This is a genomic window from Pseudarthrobacter sp. N5 (assembly GCF_050157035.1).
Classification (GTDB): domain Bacteria; phylum Actinomycetota; class Actinomycetes; order Actinomycetales; family Micrococcaceae; genus Arthrobacter.
In genome coordinates this window covers 1,210,456-1,230,557 of record NZ_CP189593.1, presented here as the reverse complement: position 1 = coordinate 1,230,557, position 20,102 = coordinate 1,210,456, and the positions used below count along the sequence as shown (strand labels likewise).

18 protein-coding genes, 1 pseudogene and 1 riboswitch are annotated in these 20,102 nt (G+C 64.3%); of the genes and pseudogenes, 8 read left to right on the top strand and 11 right to left on the bottom strand.

Translation table 11 applies throughout. The features are described 5' to 3' along the window. Positions 1–9 precede the first annotated feature (9 nt). Positions 10–585, bottom strand: coding sequence for a helix-turn-helix domain-containing protein (locus ACQCST_RS06110; protein ID WP_426998411.1), 576 nt, complete (start codon positions 583–585; stop codon positions 10–12). 327 nt (positions 586–912) lie between these two features. Between ACQCST_RS06110 and ACQCST_RS06105 the strand changes: the two are divergent. Together ACQCST_RS06105 and ACQCST_RS06100 are read left to right on the top strand one after the other, a co-directional pair. Further along, positions 913–1,837, top strand: a pseudogene (locus ACQCST_RS06105) (sodium:solute symporter family transporter); the annotation flags it as partial. 147 nt (positions 1,838–1,984) lie between these two features. After that, a riboswitch (SAM riboswitch) is annotated at positions 1,985–2,104 on the top strand. 15 nt (positions 2,105–2,119) lie between these two features. Further along, entirely contained in the window at positions 2,120–2,455 is a 336-nt protein-coding gene (locus ACQCST_RS06100) for a hypothetical protein (protein WP_426998410.1), read from the top strand. A 24-nt stretch (positions 2,456–2,479) separates the two neighbouring features. Here the strand turns inward: ACQCST_RS06100 and ACQCST_RS06095 are convergent, their stop codons facing one another. Further along, a complete protein-coding gene (locus tag ACQCST_RS06095; protein ID WP_426998409.1) occupies positions 2,480–2,710 on the bottom strand; it encodes a hypothetical protein in 231 nt (76 codons plus the stop codon). Between the two features lie 247 nt (positions 2,711–2,957). Here ACQCST_RS06095 and ACQCST_RS06090 point away from each other — a divergent pair, with 247 nt between their 5' ends. Together ACQCST_RS06090 and ACQCST_RS06085 are read left to right on the top strand one after the other, a co-directional pair. Then, positions 2,958–4,160: a VIT1/CCC1 transporter family protein gene (locus ACQCST_RS06090; protein WP_426998408.1), complete on the top strand. Its 1,203-nt coding sequence runs from the start codon at positions 2,958–2,960 to the stop codon at positions 4,158–4,160. Next, positions 4,160–5,068: a matrixin family metalloprotease gene (locus tag ACQCST_RS06085; RefSeq protein ID WP_426998407.1), complete on the top strand. Its 909-nt coding sequence runs from the start codon at positions 4,160–4,162 to the stop codon at positions 5,066–5,068. The genes ACQCST_RS06090 and ACQCST_RS06085 overlap by 1 nt, the downstream gene beginning before the upstream one ends. A gap of 112 nt (positions 5,069–5,180) precedes the next feature. On the opposite strand, the gene purU (ACQCST_RS06080) is transcribed toward ACQCST_RS06085, so the two are convergent. The 7 genes from purU (ACQCST_RS06080) to glyA are packed head-to-tail and all read right to left on the bottom strand — an operon-like array spanning position 5,181 to position 14,227. Continuing rightward, positions 5,181–6,077 carry a formyltetrahydrofolate deformylase gene (purU, locus tag ACQCST_RS06080; protein ID WP_426998406.1) on the bottom strand — a complete coding sequence of 299 codons (897 nt, stop codon included), beginning with the start codon at positions 6,075–6,077 and terminating at the stop codon, positions 5,181–5,183. A 3-nt stretch (positions 6,078–6,080) separates the two neighbouring features. Next, a complete protein-coding gene (locus ACQCST_RS06075; RefSeq protein WP_426998405.1) occupies positions 6,081–7,472 on the bottom strand; it encodes an L-serine ammonia-lyase in 1,392 nt (463 codons plus the stop codon). Further along, positions 7,472–8,227: a sarcosine oxidase subunit gamma gene (locus ACQCST_RS06070; RefSeq protein ID WP_426998404.1), complete on the bottom strand. Its 756-nt coding sequence runs from the start codon at positions 8,225–8,227 to the stop codon at positions 7,472–7,474. Before ACQCST_RS06070 ends, ACQCST_RS06075 begins: the two co-directional genes overlap by 1 nt. After that, positions 8,220–11,207: a sarcosine oxidase subunit alpha family protein gene (locus ACQCST_RS06065; RefSeq protein ID WP_426998403.1), complete on the bottom strand. Its 2,988-nt coding sequence runs from the start codon at positions 11,205–11,207 to the stop codon at positions 8,220–8,222. Before ACQCST_RS06065 ends, ACQCST_RS06070 begins: the two co-directional genes overlap by 8 nt. Positions 11,208–11,212: 5 nt before the next feature. Beyond that, the gene (locus tag ACQCST_RS06060) at positions 11,213–11,593 is read right to left on the bottom strand and encodes a sarcosine oxidase subunit delta (protein WP_426998402.1); all 381 of its coding nucleotides are present in this window, start codon (positions 11,591–11,593) and stop codon (positions 11,213–11,215) included. Between the two features lie 16 nt (positions 11,594–11,609). After that, positions 11,610–12,830, bottom strand: a complete 1,221-nt coding sequence (locus ACQCST_RS06055; RefSeq protein ID WP_426998401.1) for a sarcosine oxidase subunit beta family protein — start codon at positions 12,828–12,830, stop codon at positions 11,610–11,612. After that, a complete protein-coding gene (gene glyA / locus ACQCST_RS06050; protein ID WP_426998400.1) occupies positions 12,827–14,227 on the bottom strand; it encodes a serine hydroxymethyltransferase in 1,401 nt (466 codons plus the stop codon). Before glyA ends, ACQCST_RS06055 begins: the two co-directional genes overlap by 4 nt. Positions 14,228–14,408: 181 nt before the next feature. Between glyA and ACQCST_RS06045 the strand changes: the two genes are divergently transcribed. Together ACQCST_RS06045 and ACQCST_RS06040 are read left to right on the top strand one after the other, a co-directional pair. Further along, positions 14,409–15,080: a GntR family transcriptional regulator gene (locus ACQCST_RS06045; protein WP_426999089.1), complete on the top strand. Its 672-nt coding sequence runs from the start codon at positions 14,409–14,411 to the stop codon at positions 15,078–15,080. A gap of 117 nt (positions 15,081–15,197) precedes the next feature. Continuing rightward, positions 15,198–16,001, top strand: coding sequence for an IclR family transcriptional regulator (locus ACQCST_RS06040; RefSeq protein ID WP_426999088.1), 804 nt, complete (start codon positions 15,198–15,200; stop codon positions 15,999–16,001). Positions 16,002–16,032: 31 nt separating this feature from the next. Here ACQCST_RS06040 and ACQCST_RS06035 read toward each other — a convergent pair whose 3' ends face one another. Together ACQCST_RS06035 and ACQCST_RS06030 are read right to left on the bottom strand one after the other, a co-directional pair. Beyond that, positions 16,033–17,169, bottom strand: a complete 1,137-nt coding sequence (locus tag ACQCST_RS06035) for an aromatic ring-hydroxylating oxygenase subunit alpha (RefSeq protein WP_426998399.1) — start codon at positions 17,167–17,169, stop codon at positions 16,033–16,035. A 67-nt stretch (positions 17,170–17,236) separates the two neighbouring features. After that, positions 17,237–18,442 carry an NAD(P)/FAD-dependent oxidoreductase gene (locus ACQCST_RS06030; RefSeq protein WP_426998398.1) on the bottom strand — a complete coding sequence of 402 codons (1,206 nt, stop codon included), beginning with the start codon at positions 18,440–18,442 and terminating at the stop codon, positions 17,237–17,239. A gap of 230 nt (positions 18,443–18,672) precedes the next feature. Here ACQCST_RS06030 and ACQCST_RS06025 point away from each other — a divergent pair, with 230 nt between their 5' ends. Continuing rightward, positions 18,673–19,023, top strand: coding sequence for a bifunctional 3-phenylpropionate/cinnamic acid dioxygenase ferredoxin subunit (locus tag ACQCST_RS06025; protein WP_426998397.1), 351 nt, complete (start codon positions 18,673–18,675; stop codon positions 19,021–19,023). A 116-nt stretch (positions 19,024–19,139) separates the two neighbouring features. Beyond that, positions 19,140–20,051, top strand: a complete 912-nt coding sequence (gene purU / locus ACQCST_RS06020; protein ID WP_426999087.1) for a formyltetrahydrofolate deformylase — start codon at positions 19,140–19,142, stop codon at positions 20,049–20,051. Positions 20,052–20,102: the final 51 nt, after the last annotated feature.

Sequence of the window (20,102 nt, the reverse complement as noted above, 5' to 3'; positions counted from 1 at the left end):
ACAAATTGGCTAGCGGCTCGCCGCCGGGATGAGTATCCACAGCACCTCAACGGATTCGTCCGTGGGGTTGACCCAGGTATGCGGTTCACGGCCGGGAAAGGTCACGGTGTCCCCGGCATTGAGCTCGTATTCCTCGTTGGTGAGGATCAACCTGATACTGCCCTTAACCACGTGCAGTACATCCACATCGCAATCCACGGCGTAGAGTTCCGATTCGCCGCGGCCGCGGGGCTCAATCACGGCCTGGATCATCTGGATCCGGCGTTCGGAGCGCGCCGTCAGCAACCGCTCCACGATGCCTTCGCCACCGAGCGAAATACGGGGGCCATCGTCACGTTTAGTCAGATGTGTCTCCGGCGCTGCGAAGAGATCGCCGATGGAAATGGACAACACCTGGCACAGCGTGACCAGCGAGGCAACAGACGGCGATGTCAGGTCCCGCTCAACTCTGCTCAGAAAACCTTTGGTGAGACCTGTTGCATCCGCCACCTGCTCAATGGTGAGCCGCTGGGATTGCCGGGCGGCACGGATTCTGGAACCGATGGCAACCGGAACATTGCTCGGTTCAACTGGTAGTGCCTTCATTTAGGAACCTTTCACAGCCGGCTGACCGGCCCCATCTTTGGAGCCATACTAACGGCATACTCCCGGCATGACGCCCGAATGCGGGCCCTGGGCACAATGCGTCTTGACTGTTACCCGGATCACAGTCTACAGACCGATGCAACAAATGTTGTCTATTAGACAATCTACGCGCAACCCCGTTGCACTGACCATTAATGAGCAGCTGAATCCGGAGCAACGACGTTGCATCGTCCGGACATCGCGAACGCTGCCGATCAGCTCCAAGGAGCCCCAAAAATGGACGCCAAATTCGTCAATATAGCCATCGTGGTGGTGTAGCTGATTGCCATGCTGGCCTTTGGCTGGTGGGGCAAGTCGCGCACCAAGAACAACAGTGACTTCCTGGTGGCCGGCCGCAGGCTTGGCCCGTTTCTCTACACCGGCACCGGCACCATGGCGGCTGTGGTGCTGGGCGGCGCATCCACAGTGGGAAGCGTGGGCCTGGGCTACAAGTTCGGAATCTCCGGCATGTGGCTGGTGGTGGCAATTGGCGCGGGCGTCCTCCTGCTGAGCCTGCTCTTCGCAGCCACCATCCAGAAGCTGAGGATCTACACGGTGTCCCAGATGCTGACGCTCCGCTATGGCAGCCGCGCCACGCAGACCTCCGGCATTGTGATGCTGGCCTACACCCTGATGCTCTGGCCTGCTGATCGGCCAGGATATCTGGCAGCGTGTGTTCACGGCCAAGACTCCCACGGTTGCCCGCTGGGGCGGCGCCACAGCCGGTGTGTACTGCATCCTCTACGGTGTTGCGGGTGCCCTGATCGGCCTGGCTGCCAGGGTGGCCCTTCCTGAGATTGACGTCGCCGCGCACGGCAAGGACGTCGTGTACGCGGAAGTGGCGCAGAGCATCCTGCCGATCGGCATCGGCGGACTGGTGCTCGCCGCGGCCGTTGCCGCCATGATGTCCACTGCTTCCGGTGCGCTGATCGCTGCCGCCACCGTTGCCCGCGCCGACGTCCTTCCGTTCGTTGCCAGCTGGTTCGGCCGCGACATCAACACACAGGACACCGCCAACCCGGAGCACGACGTCAGGGCGAACCGCATGTGGGCCCTTGGTCTCGGCGTCGTCGCGATTGTCATTGCAATCATCACCAAGGACGTGGTGGCCGCGCTGACCATCGCCTACGACATCCTGGTGGGCGGGCTGCTGGTTGCCATTCTCGGCGGCCTGGTGTGGAAGCGCGGCACGGGCGTTGCTGCCGCGGCGTCTTGAACAACTGGCGCCGCCGCGTCGCTGGCCAGGCCTCCGAAGAAGAGCCGGTCGTGGCAGTTTCCCGGTAGTTCCGGAGCGTTACGCCCGACGGCGGCGCCTCCTCTCCGGAGGCACCGCCGCCGCGCTGTTGTACAGTAAGACCAGCTTCAAGAGATGTGGCGCCAAGCTCCGACTTGCCACGCACCAACCCCATGTTCGCGGGTGGTTCGGATGAGGAAGCGGCCCGCAGCGGACCAGAGACAACCGCCCGGGCAAGAGCACTCCCACAAGGAGCCCGCAATGGCCCATCCTGCTGCCGCACACCCCACCACCGCACCGCTTGCCGCGCCACCGGCCCACGTTGCCGCGCCGTCCACCCAGCTACACCACGTCAGGGTCATCCCTGGCGTGGACATCACCCTGGGCACTGTGACATTTGTGGTCAATGACCTGTTGGAACGGCATTGGTTCCATGAGCCACGCCTCATTGCCCGCGCCCTGGCCCAGGCGGTCCGGCCGGCACGCTGGTGCCCCGAAGCGCAGATCCTGACCCTGACGGTGGCCGCAGCCGGCCACCGTGCGGGCGTGGAGAAACACTTCAGCTTCGCTCCTGCCGTGCGGGGCCTGCCGTTCTGAATTCCCTGCTGCTGTCAGCCCTGGCTAGTCTTCCGGCTCGCGGAATTCGTCCGAATCAACAGGCACAACCCGTTCTTCGGCGTCGATGAACTCTGCCGGCGGTATTACCGCTTCCTCGGCGTCAAGGAATTCGTCCTGGGCGTCCCAGTCCTCGTCAACCGGGACGTCTTCGGCGAAGTCGTAGGCGGGGTCCGATTCAACGGTGTCCCGGCCAGGGTGGCCGGAATGGCCGGGAATAGGTCCGGTGGTATTCATGGCGGAAACCTCCGTGTGATGGGACTCGGATGCCCCCGGTTCGCGGGGCACACTTTCATCAGAGCACCGTCCTGTCCGGCGGTCAAGAGGCATCACGGCCGGCTGGGGACGGCCTTATGACGTGCATATATTGAGGGTTCCCTAAACCCTTCCATGAGGAATACCGGCCGGTATTCCTCGGACTTCCCGGGTAAGCTGGGCATTGCAATGGGGCCGAACCATGCCCCATCAAGCCCAGGAGTCCCCTGTGTCTCAGCACGCAAAATCTGAACAGCATCCCGAGCCGCCCGTCAGCTCCGGCTCCCCGGCGCCTTTTCCAGCCCCTGCCGCTGATACCGCTGCTGAATCCGCCGTTCATGCTGCCGGCAGCCGGCCCAGCCCCACCGACATCCGGCGCTGGCGTCAGTACCTGGCCGATGAACGTGCCGAGGCCTCGGTATACCGGGATCTGGCGCAGAGCCGCAGTGGCGAAGAGCGCTCCATCCTGCTTGCCCTGGCCGAGGCCGAAGGCCGCCATGAAGCCCACTGGCTCCGGCTGCTGGGCGGCCACGCTGAAAAGTCCCGGCCAGCCTCCCTCCGTAGCCAGCTGCTGGGCTTCCTGGCGAGGCATTTTGGCTCCGTTTTCGTGCTGGCACTGGCCCAGCGTGCCGAGGGCCGCTCGCCCTATGCCAAGGATCCTTCCGCCACGCCGGCCATGGTTGCCGACGAACAGATTCACGAGGAAGTGGTTCGAGGCCTGGCGACACGCGGCCGGAACCGCCTCGCGGGAACATTCCGGGCTGCTGTCTTCGGCGCCAATGACGGCCTGGTCAGCAACCTCTCCCTGGTGATGGGCATGGCCGCCTCGGGCGTGGCCAGTTCCGTGGTGCTGCTCAGCGGCGTGGCCGGTCTCCTCGCCGGCGCGCTCTCCATGGGCGCCGGCGAGTATGTGTCCGTGCGCTCGCAACGGGAGTTGCTGGCCGCCACCCGTCCCACCCAAGTCACGCTGGCCGCCGCGCCGCAACTGGACATCGAACACAATGAACTTCTGCTGGTGTATCTGGCCCGCGGGATGTCACGGCAGGCTGCCGAGCACCGCGTGGCGGAGCGGATGGGCCTGTTGGCCTGCGACTGTGATCCCAGCCTGTCGCTGCAGCCGGAGGTCCCCGAGACCGGGGATCAGCATGAGGCGGTCGGCACCGCCTGGGGTGCCTCCCTCTCCAGCTTCTGCTTTTTTGCTTCCGGGGCGATCGTCCCCATCCTTCCGTTCATCTTCGGCATGACCGGAGTGGCGGCTCTGCTCGTAGCCGGCGTCCTGGTGGGCATCGCACTCCTGGCGACCGGCGGCGTCGTCGGCCTCCTTTCCGGAACGTCCCCGCTCACACGCGGACTCAGGCAACTGGCCATCGGACTGGGCGCTGCCGGGGCGACCTACCTGCTGGGTATGGCATTCGGCGCCGTGGTGGGCTAGTGGACGGGCACCGTCCGCGTCATTCGAGCCGCGGCGCAGCAGCCGGCCTGTTCATCCGGAATCTGCTGGTGATCACGGCCATTGCTGCGGCAGCGTTTCTGGTGGCCGGCTTGGTCTACGGAGATCCAAGGTTTGTGGGCCTTTTGGAGTTCCGGATCGGCGCCGGCAGCGGCCAAGCAGGCCACGCAGGCCAGGCAGGGCAACCGGACGGTCAACGGCCCGCCGCGGAACGGAACACGGAGGCCCCACCGCCTGGATTCGAGGAGGCTGACGCTCCGCTCGGAAAACCCCAGGAACCGCCGTCGGCCAGTGATTCGTATAAGTTCCTGGCAACGAACGACGACGGCACACCCGTTGGGTATTCGCCGTGCCGGCCGTTGCACTTTGTGATAAACGCCAAGCTCGCGCCTGATGGATCGGAACAGCTGGTCCACCAAGCCATCCAGACGGTGTCGCTGGCAACAGGCATCAGGTTCATCGACGACGGCTCCACGACCGAGAAGCCTTCAGAGCAGCGGCTCCCCTACCAGCCCCAAGCCTACGGAGAACGGTGGGCGCCCCTGCTCATCGCGTGGACCACGCCTGAGGTAGCACCCAAGCTCAAGGGCCAGGTGATCGGCACCGGCGGCAGCACGCACTTCAGTTTCGATGAGGGCCCCAAGAGTTTTGTCACCGGCAGCCTGGAGCTGGACGCCCCGCAGATCGGCGAGGAACTCAAGCATCCGGACGGCGCCCGCTACGCCATGGCCGTGATCCTGCACGAACTCGGACATGTGATGGGGCTGGAACACGTTGATGACCCCGTACAGCTGATGTACCCGGAGATCGGGGCACCGGACGGACTGGCCGCCGGCGACCTCAATGGCCTGCATGAGCTCGGCAAAGCCCAGTGCCGGAAGGATCTGTAGACAGTCGTGGAAGCAAGGCGGGCACTGGAACTGGCCACGGCCAAGCCGGTCCGCGGATCGTTGGACGGACGGGGAAATCCGGTGCCGGGACCGGACACGAACACGGCGGGTGCTAGCGCAGCACCACTGTCCTGTTGCCCTGCAGGATCACGCGGCCCTCGCAATGCCAGCGGACCGCGTTGCTGAGCGCCTTACACTCGGTGTCCCTGCCGGCGGCCACGAGGTCAGCGGGTCCATAGGTGTGGTCCACTTCCACTACCTGCTGGGAAATGATGGGCCCCTCATCCAGTTCGCCGTTGACGTAGTGGGCTGTGGCGCCGACTGTCTTCACGCCCCGGGCGTAGGCCTGGTGGTAGGGCTTAGCGCCCTTGAAGCTGGGCAGGAACGAGTGATGGATGTTGATGGCGCGGCCGTCCAGCTTTCGGGTCAGGCTATCGCTGAGGACCTGCATGTAGCGCGCCAGGACAACCAGCTCCACATCGAACTCGTCAATGAGCTCAAGCAGCCGGTTCTCTGCCGCCGGCTTGGTAGCCGCGGTGACGGGGACGTGGAAGAACGGTATGCCGTGCCAATCCACGAGCGTCTGGTGATCGGTGTGGTTGGAGACCACAGCCACCACTTCCACCGGGAGTTCACCGATCCGGGCCCGGAACAGCAGGTCGTTGAGGCAATGCCCGAATTTGGACACCATGATCATGATCTTGCGTTTTGACCCGCGTTCCACAAGTTTCCAGCTCATGCCGTAGTCCCGGGCCAACGGCGCAAAAGCGATCCTCAGCGATGCCGCCGTGGAGGCATCGCCGGCGGATGCGAAGTGCACGCGCATAAAGAAGTGCCCCTCGGACCGTTCGCCGTACTGCTGGTTGTCGACGATGTCGCAGCCGTGCTCCAGCAGGAAGCCGGAGACGGCGTGCACAATGCCCGGCTGTTCCGGGCAGTCGAGTGTGAGGACGTGTTCAACCGTGGTGGCCGGCAACGTTGCCGGGGTTTCAGTCTGGATGGCAGTCATGGCTCAGCACTCAATCACGTTGACGGCGAGGCCTCCACGGGAGGTCTCCTTGTACTTGGTTTTCATATCCGCTCCTGTCTCGCGCATCGTTTTGATGGCGTTGTCCAGTGAAACCTTGTGGCTGCCGTCTCCGTGCAGGGCGAGCCGCGCAGCGTTGATGGCTTTGACGCTTGCAATCGCATTGCGTTCGATGCAGGGAATCTGCACCAGCCCGCCCACGGGATCGCAGGTCAGGCCCAGGTTGTGCTCAATCCCCACCTCGGCAGCGTTTTCCACCTGGCCGGGCATGCCGCCGAGGACCTCGCAGAGCCCGGCCGCCGCCATAGAACAGGCCGAGCCGACTTCGCCCTGGCAGCCCACCTCGGCGCCCGAAATCGACGCGTTGATCTTGAACAGGATGCCGACGGCGGCCGCTGCCAGGAGGAAGCGCACCACACCGTCGTCGTTGGCTCCCGGCACAAACTTCGTGTAGTAATGCAGCACGGCCGGGACGATCCCGGCGGCGCCGTTGGTAGGCGCCGTGACAATCCGGCCGCCGGCCGCGTTTTCCTCATTGACGGCAAGCGCAAACAGGTTCACCCACTCCATGGCCAGCAACGGATCGGCCGAGCCTGCGCCCTGCAGACCGGCATCGGTGGCGGTGAGGGTTTTGAATAGCGACGGCGCCCGCCGCTTCACGTTGAGCCCGCCGGGGAGGACACCTTCCGCGGCGCAGCCGTTGTCCACGCAGGTGCGCATCACGGCCCAGAGGGCCAGGAGCTTTTCGCGGAGCTCGGCTTCGCTGCGCCAGACCAATTCGTTGGCGAGCATCACGCCGGAGATGGATAAACCCTCCCGCTGGCAGATCGCGAGCAGCTCGTCCGCCGTGGTGAACGGGTAGGGCAGCACGGTTTCATCGGCCACCACACGGTCGGCGCCATCGGCGTCACCGTCTACCACAAAACCGCCGCCGATCGAGTAGTAGCTACGCTCGGAGACCACCTCGCCGTTGTGGTCCAGTGCCCGGAAAGTCATTCCGTTGGGATGGGCCGGCAACGACTTGCGCCGGTGCAGCACCACATCCTCATCCCAGTTGAAGTCAACCCGGTGGTGGCCGCCTATCCGCAGTTCGGCGTCCAATGCTGCGGCCGCCACCTGATCGTCCGCGGTGGCCGTATCCACTGTTTCCGGTGCCTGCCCCTGGAGACCAAGCACCACCGCCTTGTCAGAACCGTGGCCCCGGCCGGTGGCGCCCAATGAACCGAACAGCTCGGCCTGCACACGCGCTGTGGAGTCCAGCTTCCCGTCCCCTTTAAGCGCATCGGCGAAAAGCTTTGCCGCCCGCATCGGGCCGACCGTGTGGGAGGAGGACGGCCCGATCCCGACGGAAAACAGATCAAGAACGCTGAGCGCCATCAGGGGACCTCTGGCGAAGCGAACTCCCGCATGCCGTCCAGAATCCACCGGCCAAGGTAATCCGCAAGGGACGCGCGGGGGAAAACCCGGAAGGTCTCCTCCCCCGTCTTCAGCAGCATGGTGGGGATGTGGCCGATCTCCGTGGCAAGGGCGGTGCCTGCTGCAAAGCTGCGCGGATGAAGATCCAGTGCACAGCCCTTCTCCAGTACTGCCTGGGCCCTGCTGCCACTGAGTTCAAACACAGTGCGGTTTGCGGAAAGGTCCACCACCTGGCCCTCGCCATCAGCCAGGGCCTCAGTCAGCGCCCGGACGAGGTCGCCGCCCAGGGAGTCGTGTGCGCCTTCGGGCGCCACCACAAGGAATTCAAAGGGGCTCAGCCAGAGCACCGTGACGCCTCCCCCCATGCGGGAGTCAGAGCCGGCCACCGCCCCGTTACGGGAGGCCCCGTTACGGGAGGCCCCGTTACGGGAGGCACTGTTACGGGAGCTGCCGCCACCCACGTCGCCACTACCCACGTCGCCACTACCCACCTCGCCACACCGCGCGGGCAGCCCACCGGTCACGGCGGCTACCCTCTTTCCTCCCTCGGAGGCGGGGTCAACCCGGATCCCCACCATGGTCTGGAACGGAATCTCGTGGAGTTCAACGATGCCGGGCACGGAGCCGTTGTCGAATGCCGGGGCCAGGTGTGAGGCCGGGCTGCGGCGGACTCCGCGGAGTCCATTGACATGTGCAAGTGCTGCTGTTTCAGCCATCTTTACGGGTCCCTTCAGAGTCGAAAAGTACAGTTTCCGCCACGACAACATCCACCAGCCGGTCTCCGGCCGCGGCCACGAGGGTCTCACCGATCCGGTTGCGGCCGTTTTTGATCAGGGCCAGCGCGAAGGACCTGCCCAACGCGGCGCTGTGGTAGCTGGATGTCACGAAGCCCTGCATGGGCACGGGGCCGTAGGCCGGGTTGACAGTGATGCCCTTTTCAACCAGTTGGGAACCTTCCGGGAGACGGATTGAACCATCCACCGGGAGCACACTGACCAGGTGTTTCCGGTCCGCGCGCACCGCTTCCTTGCGGTTGTAGGAGCGCTTGCCAATGAAGTCCTTGGCTTTGGAGACCACCCATTCCATCCCGGCGTCCTGCGGCGTGACTGTGCCGTCAGTGTCCTGGCCCACGATCGGGTAGCCCTTCTCGGCACGGAGCACGTGCATGGTCTCGGTGCCGTAGGGGGTGATGTTGAATTCCGCCCCTGCGGCGGCCACGGCTTCCCAGGTGTTCAGCCCGTACCAGGACGGGATGTTGATTTCGTAGGCCAGCTCGCCGGAGAACGAAATCCTGCAGATCCGGGCCTGCACTCCGGAGGCCAGCGTGGTCTCGCGGAACGTCATGAAAGGGAAAGCATCGGCTTCCAGCCCGCCGTCTACGGCGAGCTGCGGCGCGACTTTGGCGAGCACGGCCCGGGACTTTGGCCCCACCACCGCGATGGTGCTCCATTGCTCCGTCACCGAGGTGCAGTGCACGTCCAGTTCAGGCCACTCGGTCTGCAGCCATTCCTCCAGCCAGTCCAGCACCTTCGCGGCGCCACCGGTGGTGGTGGTCATGAAGAAGCGGTCATCATCCAGACGCAACGTCACGCCGTCGTCGAAAATCATGCCGTCCGGGGTGCACATCACGCCGTAGCGGGCCGAGCCTGGAGCCAGTTTCTTGAACGCGTTGGTGTAGATGCGGTTCAGGAATTCGCCGGCGTCCTTGCCGCGGATCTCGATCTTGCCGAGCGTGGTGGCGTCCATAATGCCCACGGAATCACGCACGGCACCGCACTCGCGGAGCACTGCGGCGTCCATGTCCTCGCCCGGCCGGGGGTAGTACCAGGGCCGCTTCCACTGTCCCACGTCCTCGAACAGTGCGCCCTGCGCCACATGCCAGGGGTGGATGGAGGTGACGCGGGCGGGGTCGAACAGCTCCCCGCGCTGGCGTCCGGCCAAGGCAGCGAACGCCACCGGGGTGAACGGTGCGCGGTATGCCGTGGTGCCGATTTCGCCGATGCCGCGTGTGCCCTCGGCGGAGTCCGCGCCGCCGTGTTTGAGCGCTGCGGCAATCACGCCGATTGCGTTGACGCCGGAGGTCTTGCCCTGGTCGTTGGCCGTGCTGATGGAGGTGTAGCGCTTGATGTGCTCCACCGAACGCAGGCCTGCACCGGTGGAACGGAGGACATCCGCCACGGACTGGTCGCGCTGGAAGTCCACGAAGTGGTGGTGCCAATCCTCCGGGCCGCCCTCCTGACCGGGCACCAGCCACAGCTGGCGGATCGGCGCGGAGGGAAGCGGCGCCACCGGCGTGGACGGCACGACGGCGGAGCTGAAGCCGGCTGCGATGGCCGCCGCGGCACCCGCCGAAATACCTTCGGACAGGCAGTCAGCCAGTTCAAAGCTGCCGCGTCCCGAGCCGGCTACCAGCTGGTTCGGCACTGCAGCGCTGGGCACAAAGGCTGCCAGCTCTTCATCCCAGCGCAGCTTGCCCTGGCGCTGGCTGTGGAGGTGGACCACGGGGCTCCAGCCACCGGAGACGGCGAGCAGATCGCAGGCAAGCTGCTCGACGCCGGAGGTGAGTTCGCCGTCGTCGTTGATGCTGCGGACGGTGACGCCGGTCAACCGGCCCGTGTTGAAGGTGCCAGCGGCGGAAGCATCAGCGCTGGAGGTGTTGGCCACGGCGCTGCCGATCAGGACCCGGACGCCGGATTCGACGGCGGCAGCGGCCTGCCCGCTCAGTTTCGGACGGGCGTCAACAACGGCGGCAACCTTGACGCCGGCTGCCTGCAGATCCGCCAGGAGCGCGTAGGCGGAATCGTTCGTGGTGCTGATGACAACGCGCGAACCGGCAGCCACGGCGTAGCGGTTGAGGTAGCTGCGGACGGCGGAGGCCAGCATGATGCCGGGGCGGTCATTGTTTTCGAACACCAGCGGACGCTCGTGCGCGCCGGGTGCAAGCACCACCTGCCGCGCCCGGACGTGCCAGATCCGCTGCCGTGAAACACCGGAGGCGGCGGGGCTGGAAAGGTGGTCGGTGCGGTTCTGGGCCGCGATGAAGTAGTTGGAATCGTAGGAGCCGAAGGCGGTGGTGCGGTTCAGCACGGTGCAGTCGGCTGCGGAGATGAGTTCCGCCTCAACGTCAGCCACCCAGTCCAGGGCAGGCGTGCCTTCGATCGGCTCGGCCCGTTCCGGCGCGGTGGAGGCAGAGAGCAGGCTGCCGCCGAGTTCGGGCTGGTCATCGATCAGAATAACGCGGGCGCCGGTGCGTACGGCCTCGCGTGCAGCGGCCAGACCGGCGGGTCCGCCGCCGACCACCAGGACGTCGGTGTGCACGTACTTCTTATCGTATTCAGCCTGGTCCTCGTCCGGGTCCAGTTTGCCGAGGCCATTGAGAAGTTCGGCGCTGAGCCCGTCCACCAGCGTCACAGCCGTGGCCGGCAGCATGGATTCGGCAACGTGGCCGGGGAACCGGGGAGCCACCTTCACCAGGGCATTGGGTTCTTCAACACCGGCAGCCATGATGCCCCGGGGACGGTCCTCGTACAGGGAGTTTCCGGCGTTGACGTGGCCGTTGGCGAGAAGGGCGGAGGCGATGGTGTCTCCCGGGTGTCCGGTGAACTCCTGCCCGTCCACGGTGAACCGCCAGGTGATGCTGCGGTCAATGCGGCCGCCACTGGCGAGCCGGTTGGGCTGATTCTGGGGGGACGTCATGGCCGTCATCCTTCCTGCTGGGTGGTACGTGAATCTGTACGTGAATCTGTGAGTGAGTCTGTGCCTGAGTCTGGAGCCGCTACGCCCCCGTCAATTACGGTGTACACCGGGTCCAGCCCGCCGGGGCGCTCCCCCATCCGGTAGACCGCACTGATGTCATAGCTCACGGTGTCCCGGAGGGTGTTGAACCATTGCCGGCAGCCGGTGCTGTGGACCCAGCGCTCGGCGAAGACACCCCTGGTGTTGTCCCGGTAGAAGAGGTACTCGGCCCATTCGCGGTCCGTCAGGGCATCCGGGCTTTCCGGGTAGGCCACGTGAGCCTGGCCGCCGTAGTGGAATTCGGTTTCATCGCGCGTCCCGCAATTGGGGCATTCGATCAGCAGCATCTGCGATCTCCTCCTTCTAGTGGGCCACGGCAGCGGCGCCGTGTTCGTCGATCAGGGCACCGGTTTCGAAGCGTTCCAGTGCGAAAGGTTTGTTCAGCTTGTGCGGGGTGCCGGTGGCGATCGTGTGTGCAAACGTCAGGCCAGCCGCGGGAGTGCCCTTGAAGCCGCCGGTTCCCCAGCCGCAGTTGACGAACATGTTTTCCACCGGAGTGGTGCCCACGATCGGGGAGGCATCCAGGGTGGTGTCCACAATCCCGCCCCAGGTCCGCAACACGTGGGCCCGGGCGAAGGTCGGGAAGAGTTCGACGGCTGCCGCCATCTGCTGCTCGATCACGTGGAAGGAGCCGCGCTGGCCGTAGCCGTTGTAGGAGTCCACGCCGGCGCCCATGACCAGCTCGCCCTTGTGGGCCTGGGAAACGTAGACGTGCACGTGGTTGGACATCACCACGGTGGGGTGGACGGGTTCGTGCAGCTCGGACACGAGTGCCTGAAGGGGGTGGGACTGGATGGGCAGCCGGAACCCTGCCATCTCGGCAAGGACGCTGCTGTGGCCGGCCGCGCACAGTCCCACTTTTTCGGTGTTGATGGTGCCCCGGTTGGTCTTGACTCCCACCACCCGGTTGCCGTCCTTCAGGAAGCCGGTGACTTCGCAGTTCTGGATGATGTCCACGCCCAGCTCGTTGCATTTACGGGCGAAAGCCCAGGCCACGTGATCGTGCTTGGCGATGCCGGCCCGGGGCTGGTAGGTGGCGCCCATGACCGGGTAGCGGATGTTGTCGTTGATGTTCAGGATGGGGCAGAGTTCCTTGACCTGCTGCGGGTCCAGCCACTCGGCGTCCACGCCGTTGAGCTTGTTGGCGCCCACGCGGCGGATGCTTTCGCGGACGTCGCCCAGTGTGTGCGCCAGGTTCATCACACCGCGCTGGCTGAACAGGAAGTCATACTCGAGCTCCTCGGGCAGGATTTCCCACAGCTTGAGGGAGTGCTCGTAGATGGCAGCGCTCTCGTCCCAGAGGTAGTTGGAGCGGATGATGGTGGTGTTCCGGGCCATGTTGCCGCCAGCCAGCCAGCCTTTTTCCAGGACCGCGATATTGGTCATGCCATGGTTCTTCGCCAGGAAGTAGGCGGTGGCCAGGCCATGCCCGCCGCCGCCCACGATGACTGCATCATAGGAGGATTTGGGCTCCGGGTTGCGCCAGAGGAACTCAGGGTGTTCCGGAAGCTGATGCGTGCTCACTGTGCTGCTCCAATCATTTCTGCCTCAGGTTCTGTTGCCAGTGCTTCTGTCGACGCTTCTTCTGTCGACAGTGCGCCGGCACGATTGCCGTCAAGAGTCAGGTGCGGGTAAAGCGGGAAGTCCGTGGCCAGCATGCTGACCCTGCGGCGGAGGCCGACGGCGGATTCCTCACTGAGTTGCCCGGCTCCCGTTGCTCCGTCTCCCCTTGAACCCATGAGGGCTTCCGCTATGATGTCCGCGACCTCAGCGAACTCTGCGGCTCCAAAGCCGCGGGTGGCCAGCGCCGGGGTGCCGATCCGGAGACCGGAGGACACCATGGGCGGGCGGGGATCAAAAGGCACGGCGTTGCGGTTGACGGTGATGCCGATCCGGTGCAGCCGGTCTTCGGCCTGCTGCCCGTCAAGTTCGGAATTCCGCAGGTCCACGAGGACCAGGTGCACATCAGTCCCGCCGTTGACCACCGAAATGCCGGCGGCGCCGACGTCGTCCTTCAACAGCCTGGCGGCCAGGATGCCGGCGCCTTCCAGCGTGCGCTGCTGACGCTCCTTGAACTCTTCGGAGGCGGCGATCTTGAAGGCAACGGCCTTGGCAGCGATCACGTGCTCAAGCGGTCCGCCCTGCTGCCCAGGGAACACTGCGCTGTTGATCTTGCGGGCGTATTTTTCCTTACTCAGGATGACGCCGCCGCGCGGGCCGCCGAGGGTCTTGTGGGTGGTAGTGGTGACAATGTCCGCAAAGGGCACCGGGTTGGGGTGCAACCCTGCGGCCACGAGTCCGGCGAAGTGAGCCATGTCCACCATCAGGTACGCGCCCACCAGATCGGCGATCCGGCGGAATTCCGCGAAATCCAGCTGCCGGGAGTACGCGGACCAGCCGGCCACGATCATTCTGGGCCGGTGCTGGAGTGCCAGCGCCTCCACTTCGGCCATATCCACCAGATGATCGTCTTTGCTCACGTGGTACGGGACCACGTTGTAGAGCTTGCCGGAGAAGTTGAGGCGCATCCCATGCGTGAGGTGGCCGCCGTGGGCCAGGTCCAGTCCCATGATGGTGTCGCCGGGTTCCAGCAGCGCGAACATGGCGGCGGCGTTGGCCTGGGCTCCGGAGTGCGGCTGCACGTTGGCCGCTTCGGCCCCGAACAGCACTTTGACCCGGTCAATTGCCAGCTGCTCGATCACGTCGACGTGCTCGCAGCCGCCGTAGTAGCGCTTGCCCGGGTAGCCCTCGGCGTACTTGTTGGTCAGCACCGAGCCCTGTGCCTCCATCACCGAAGCCGGCGCGAAGTTCTCGGAAGCGATCATCTCCAGTGTTGACTGCTGGCGGATGAGTTCCTGCGCGATGGCCTGCGCGACTTCGGCGTCGGCGTCGGCGAGGGTGTGGTTCAGCTGCTCGTTCATGGTCTCTCCTTTGAAATCCCTACGCTGTTGAAGCACTCGTATCGCTTGAAATACCTGTGTTGTTCAACTGATATATTAGAACTGGTGCAATAATATGTTGTAGATCACAAGGCGTCAACAGGCGTGGGCCGCGTGACCGGCAACCGAAACTGGAAAACTGCCAACGGGAGCGAAAATGAGCATGGTATTGGATGGCCCTGGCGCCGGCACGCAGACACCCGGCACCTCGTTGGCCGAGCTGGCTTACAGGCAATTGCGCGACAAACTGATCATGTTGGAAATCCGGCCGGGTGACCCGATCAACGACGGTCAGATCGCAGCGGAACTTGGTATCGGCCGCACCCCTGTACGCGAAGCGATCAAGCGGCTGGAGGGAGACCATCTGCTGGTCTCCTACCCTCGACGGGGCACCTTCGCCACCGGCGTGGACATCACCGAGCTGGCGGACGTATCTGAAATCAGGGAGTTGCTGGAGCCCCTGGCCGCCCGGCGGGCCGCCAGGATGGCCAATGACGAGCTGCGCAGGGAGATCCGTGACGTGGCCCGGGAAATCGGGGAGCTGGAAGCGGAGCGTGCGGACCAGCGGGCGCTGATGCGCTACGACATCACCGTGCACAGGCTGATCTACCGCGCGGCTGCGAACCCCCATCTCGAGGACGTACTGATCCGCTACGACAACCTGGCCACGCGCATCTGGTGCCTGGTGCTTGACAAAATGCCGTCGGTGACGGGCCACATCACCGAACACGTCGAACTGCTGAACGCCATTGCCGACGGCGACGGCGAGAAGGCAGCCGAGCTCGCACTTCACCATGTCACCGGCTTCGAGCAGACAATCCGCAACATCCTTTAGGCTGCACCCCACGCTGGAGGACGGGAGCAGGATGGAGAGTCCTGCCCACCGATGCGGGACCGCGACACGGACGGCGGAGGCCTCTCCCCCTTGACCGCGTTTGAGACGATGATCATTATGGTTGCCGACAATTCCCCTCACCTTGACCCCGATGCCGCGCAACATGGAGGTGTGCAGTCCGTAGACCGGGCCATCACCGTACTTGAAATCCTGGCCCGCGACGGCGACGCCGGCGTCAGTGAAATCGCTGAGGAAATGGGCGTCCATAAGTCCACGGCATCCAGGTTGCTCAGCGCACTCGATGCCAGGGGCATGGTCCAGCAGAACAGCGAGCGCGGAAAATACCAGCTCGGCTTCAACATTCTCCGTCTGGCCAGCGCCATTCCGGCCCGGCTCAGTGTGGTCAGGGAAGCCCGCGCAGACCTTGAGGCCCTGGTGGCGAAATTTGCCGAGACGGTGAATCTGGCCGTGCTGCGCTCCAACTATGCAGTAAATGTGGACCAGGCCATGGGACCGTCCACGCTGGCCACCCAGGACTGGATCGGCGGACTGACACCACTTCACGCGACATCCAGCGGCAAGGTCATGCTTGCTGCGCTGTCCGTCGAGGCACGGAACCGCATCTTGGCCGAAACCGGGCAGCCGGCGTTTACGGCGCAGACCATCACCTCCCGGGAAGATCTGGAACAGCAGCTCCTCGGCATTGCCAAGGCCGGCTACGCCAGTGTTTACGCTGAACTGGAACCCGGGCTGAATGCCGTCGCCGTTCCCGTCCACAATCACCGCGGCGAGGTCATCGGATCGGTGAGCATCTCGGGACCGGCGTTCCGGTTTGATCCGGAACAGATACCCGGCCTGTTGGATGAGCTCAAGCAGGCCGGGCAATCGATCAGCGCAAAGATGGGTTACACCGCCGACTGACGCGGCGGCCACGCAAAGCCGCGGGCGCGGTTCAGTGTGCCGACTGCACATCGCCGATCCTGCTGGTGACCCAGCTGTGGAACGCTTCGATGTGGTGCTCGCTGGGTACCAGCACGCCACCATTGGCATAGACCCGTGACCCCATGGCCGGCTGGCAGCGTTCGCAGGCATCGAAATCCTGCTCGTTCACGCGGTGGAACAGTTCAACGGACGCTGTGACGTCCTTGCCGCTTTCCACGACGCTGGGCAGGTAGAGCCAGTCGCATTCAACAATGGTCCGGTCGGCAGCCATCGGGAACATCCGGTGGATGATCACGTGGTCCGGGACCAGATTCACGAAAACCGTCGGCTTAATGGTGATGGCGTAGTAGCGCCGGTCCTGATCCTCCCCCACTCCGGGAATCCGGTCCAGGCCCTCGGAACCGTCAATGGTGAAGCCCTTGATGTCATCACCAAATTCAGCACCGTGGCCAACGAAGTACTGGGCGGCCAGCCCGTCAGCAAATTCGGGCAACACTTCAGTAAGTTCCGGGTGAATGGTGGCGCAGTGGTAGCACTCCATGAAGTTTTCGATAATGAGCTTCCAGTTGGCCTTGACATCGTACTTGATCCGACGTCCCAGGCTCAGGTTGGCGATGTCGTAGTCCTCAACGGCCCGCAGGTCCCCGAGCCGTTCCTCGATGGCCCCCATGACGTCCTTTTCGAAGGACGGCGGCTCGTCGGCCAGACACACCCAGACGTAGCCCAAGTACTCGCGCACGTGGACCTTGACCAGACCGTACTCGTTGCGGTCAATATCCGGCATCTTCGTCAGGTTGGGGGCGGCGATGAGTTTGCCTTCAAAGTCATAGGTCCAGGCGTGATACGGGCACTGGAACGCACGGTTGGCCTCACCCGATTCCTCCATGCAAAGCTTCACGCCACGGTGGCGGCAGATGTTAAAGAAGGCCCTGATCTCGCCTTTCCTGGTCCGGTTGATCAGCACACTCTCGCGGCCGATCTGCACCGTCTTGAAGGAGCCAGGCTTCTCCAGATCAGCGGTCCGCACGGCACAGAACCACATTTGCTCAAAGATGCGTTCCTGTTCGGCCCGGAAGATCTCTTCGCTCACGTAGGTGTGGCCTGGCAGGGTCGGGATCAGGCTGGGCGAAACTACTTCGGTGGTCATTCTTACTCCTCTGCGATGACGAAAGCTGGGTTTGTGAAGTCGTTGCTCGTGAAGTGAGCGGGAAGTTTCAGGACGGGACGAGGCTTGGCTGAAGGCTTGCGCTGGCGGCATTGAGCTGGCGGCGCCACCTGGTGAAAAGCCGGGGCTGGTTCACGCCCAGCACAGCAACAGGGTCCGCGCCCCGGTAGTACACGGCCAGAAAGCTGTGCTGCTCCGGGTCACCGGCTTCAATCGCCACCCGCTCTGCATCGCGGGCGTGGCCGGCGAACTGCAGTTTCACACCGTATTGATCGGACCAGAAATACGGCAGGTTCATCGGCTGCTGGGCGGCGCCGGGATCCAGCACGGCAGCTACCGCGAGGGCCGGACGCTCCAACGCCCCGCTCCAGTGTTCAACCCGGTGATGCCGGCCCGCCCGGTGATCGAACCACGCAGCGCAGTCACCGACGGCAACCACACCGGGGACATTGGTCCGGCCCATCGAGTCGCAGAGTACACCGTCCCCGATGCCCAGCCCGGAACTGGCCAGCCACCCGACATTGGGTACGGCACCGATGCCCACCAGCACGACGTCGGCGGACAGGTACCGGCCGCCGTCCAGACGGACACCGGTGACGTTCCCTTCGCCGCTGTAGAAGCAATCGATGCCGGTATCGCAGATCAGTTCCACGCCATTGATTTCGTGGAGCCGGGCCATGACGGCGCCCATCTCGGTGCCAAGAGGGCCGCTGAGCGGTACCGGGCCGGCGCAGATGATGCTGACGTCCATACCCAGCGCACGGGCGGTGGATGCTACTTCCGCTCCGATGAACCCGGCGCCGACAATCACCAGCCTGCCGCCCGGAACGAGCTCCGGGGCGAGGTCCTGGGCATCCTGCAGCGTTCGCAGGGTAAAGACATTGGACAGTCCGGCCAGTTCAGGCAGTGTGCGGGCGGAGGCGCCGGTGGCAATCACGACGCCGTCCGCCTCCACGGTTCTTCCGTCGCCGAGTGTGATGGTCCGGGAGGCGGCGTCGAAGCTGTGCGCACGGGTGCCGAGCAGCCATTCGGCCTGCAACGGCTCGGTCCCGGAGTCCTGGTCTCCGGTTTCCAGGGACAAATCGTTCACACTGATTTTCCCTGCCAGGAAATCCTTTGACAGCGGCGGCCTGTCATAGGGCCGATGCAGCTCGTCACCGATGATTACCAGCCTGCCCTGGAACCCCTGGGCACGCGCGGCCCGAGCGGCGGAAATGCCGGCAAGTGATGCCCCCACAATCGCCAATGTCTGCATGGCCACCTCCCAGTTCTGTCGTACATGAATTGCGCATTACGCAACATTCATCTCTATGCGAAACAGCGTGACCGAACTCACAGGCCCATGTCAAGCAAACGGCGGATTAAGATTGAACCCTTGACAAGTCAGAGTGAGGTGGATCACGCTGTTGCGTATTGTGATCAGAGTTGATCATGGCTCAACCCATCCGCAGGCGTTGCTCGTCACCGGTGAAAGAGGTCTATCGAATGCATATCGCATGCCCGCTCAGCGCATTGGCCCCGGGGGACGCCTTGCGACTCGAAACGTCCCCGCCGATTGCTGTTTTCCATACCGAAGATGGCGAGTTGTTCGCCCTCGACGACACCTGCACGCACCAGGACGCCTCGCTGGCAGACGGCTGGGTTGAAGGCTGTGAAGTCGAATGCCCGCTGCATGCCTCAAAGTTCAATCTGCGCACAGGGGCAGCAGACGCGCTGCCGGCCAAGCTGCCAGTCCGTGTCCATGAAGTCGTCGTCATAGACGGTCAAATCATGGTCAAGGAGTCCGATCTGGCTCCCAACCTGCCGCCGGGCCTGACCGTTAACGGCCATGTCTAGGCCTGCATCCTTCCACGCAACACGTCATTCCAAGCAGCGAGGTGAAGATCTTGACCATTCAACTGAGCAATGAGCTCCAGGCAGTTTCAGGTTCTCCTGAGGCGTCCGCGCCAGCCGTGGCAGCACCCGTACGGACCACGTCGCCGTTTGTCCTGACGGTGGCCTGCCCCGAACGCCCTGGGATTGTCCACGCTGTGTCCAGCTTCCTGGCCGAACGCGGCTTTGATATCTCAGAGCACCAGCAATTCGATGACCACGTCAGCGGCACCCTCTTTCTCCGCACCGCCTTCACCGGGGCCGGTGGCGTCAGCGCAGACTCCGCCACAGCCGTTAACAGCCCCGTGACATCCAGCTCGGCGGATTCCCTCGCTGCGGACTTCGCCGCCGTGGCCGGCGAGTTCGGGATGTCGTTTCGTTTCCATGACAGCAGGCCGCAGCGCATCCTCGTGATGGTGTCCAAGTTCGGGCACTGTCTCAACGATCTGATCTTCCGCTGGCGCGCCGGCAGCCTGGGAGCGGACATCGTCGCCGTCGTCTCCAACCATGAGGACCTGCGGCCCATGGCGGAAGCCGCCGGTCTGCCGTTCATCCATGTGCCTGTCACTGCACAGGGCAAGCCGGAGGCCGAGCGCCGGATGCTGGAGCTCGTCGATGAATACCAGGCGGATCTGGTGGTCCTGGCACGCTACATGCAGGTGCTCTCGGACGAACTGTGTGGCGCCTTGCGCGGCCGTGCCATCAACATCCACCACTCCTTCCTGCCGGGGTTCAAGGGCGCCAAACCGTATCACCAGGCGTACGAGCGCGGCGTCAAGCTGGTGGGTGCCACCGCGCATTATGTCACGGCGGAACTGGACGAAGGTCCCATCATCGAGCAGGAGGTATTTCGCGTGGACCACGGCGTGGATCCCGAATCGCTGGTCACGGCTGGCCGCGACGCCGAGGCCATTGCACTCTCCCGCGCGGTGAAGTGGCATTGCCAGCACCGGGTCCTGCTCAACAACTCCCGCACCGTCGTCTTCCGCTAGAGCCGCGGCTTACCCACACAGGCTACCCAACACCCCTCGCCACACGTTAAA

Bases quoted from the DNA above. Each gene is read 5' to 3' on its own strand.
- ACQCST_RS06035 (WP_426998399.1), bottom strand. From the start codon at position 17,169: ATGACCACCGAAGTAGTTTCGCCCAGCCTGATCCCGACCCTGCCAGGC.
- ACQCST_RS06060 (WP_426998402.1), bottom strand. From the start codon at position 11,593: ATGCTGCTGATCGAATGCCCCAATTGCGGGACGCGCGATGAAACCGAA.
- ACQCST_RS06065 (WP_426998403.1), bottom strand. From the start codon at position 11,207: ATGACGTCCCCCCAGAATCAGCCCAACCGGCTCGCCAGTGGCGGCCGC.
- glyA (WP_426998400.1), bottom strand. From the start codon at position 14,227: ATGAACGAGCAGCTGAACCACACCCTCGCCGACGCCGACGCCGAAGTC.
- ACQCST_RS06030 (WP_426998398.1), bottom strand. From the start codon at position 18,442: ATGCAGACATTGGCGATTGTGGGGGCATCACTTGCCGGCATTTCCGCC.
- ACQCST_RS06100 (WP_426998410.1), top strand. From the start codon at position 2,120: ATGGCCCATCCTGCTGCCGCACACCCCACCACCGCACCGCTTGCCGCG.
- ACQCST_RS06110 (WP_426998411.1), bottom strand. From the start codon at position 585: ATGAAGGCACTACCAGTTGAACCGAGCAATGTTCCGGTTGCCATCGGT.
- ACQCST_RS06070 (WP_426998404.1), bottom strand. From the start codon at position 8,227: ATGGCTGAAACAGCAGCACTTGCACATGTCAATGGACTCCGCGGAGTC.
- ACQCST_RS06095 (WP_426998409.1), bottom strand. From the start codon at position 2,710: ATGAATACCACCGGACCTATTCCCGGCCATTCCGGCCACCCTGGCCGG.
- ACQCST_RS06075 (WP_426998405.1), bottom strand. From the start codon at position 7,472: ATGGCGCTCAGCGTTCTTGATCTGTTTTCCGTCGGGATCGGGCCGTCC.
- ACQCST_RS06040 (WP_426999088.1), top strand. From the start codon at position 15,198: ATGGTTGCCGACAATTCCCCTCACCTTGACCCCGATGCCGCGCAACAT.
- ACQCST_RS06045 (WP_426999089.1), top strand. From the start codon at position 14,409: ATGGTATTGGATGGCCCTGGCGCCGGCACGCAGACACCCGGCACCTCG.
- purU (WP_426998406.1), bottom strand. From the start codon at position 6,077: ATGACTGCCATCCAGACTGAAACCCCGGCAACGTTGCCGGCCACCACG.
- ACQCST_RS06025 (WP_426998397.1), top strand. From the start codon at position 18,673: ATGCATATCGCATGCCCGCTCAGCGCATTGGCCCCGGGGGACGCCTTG.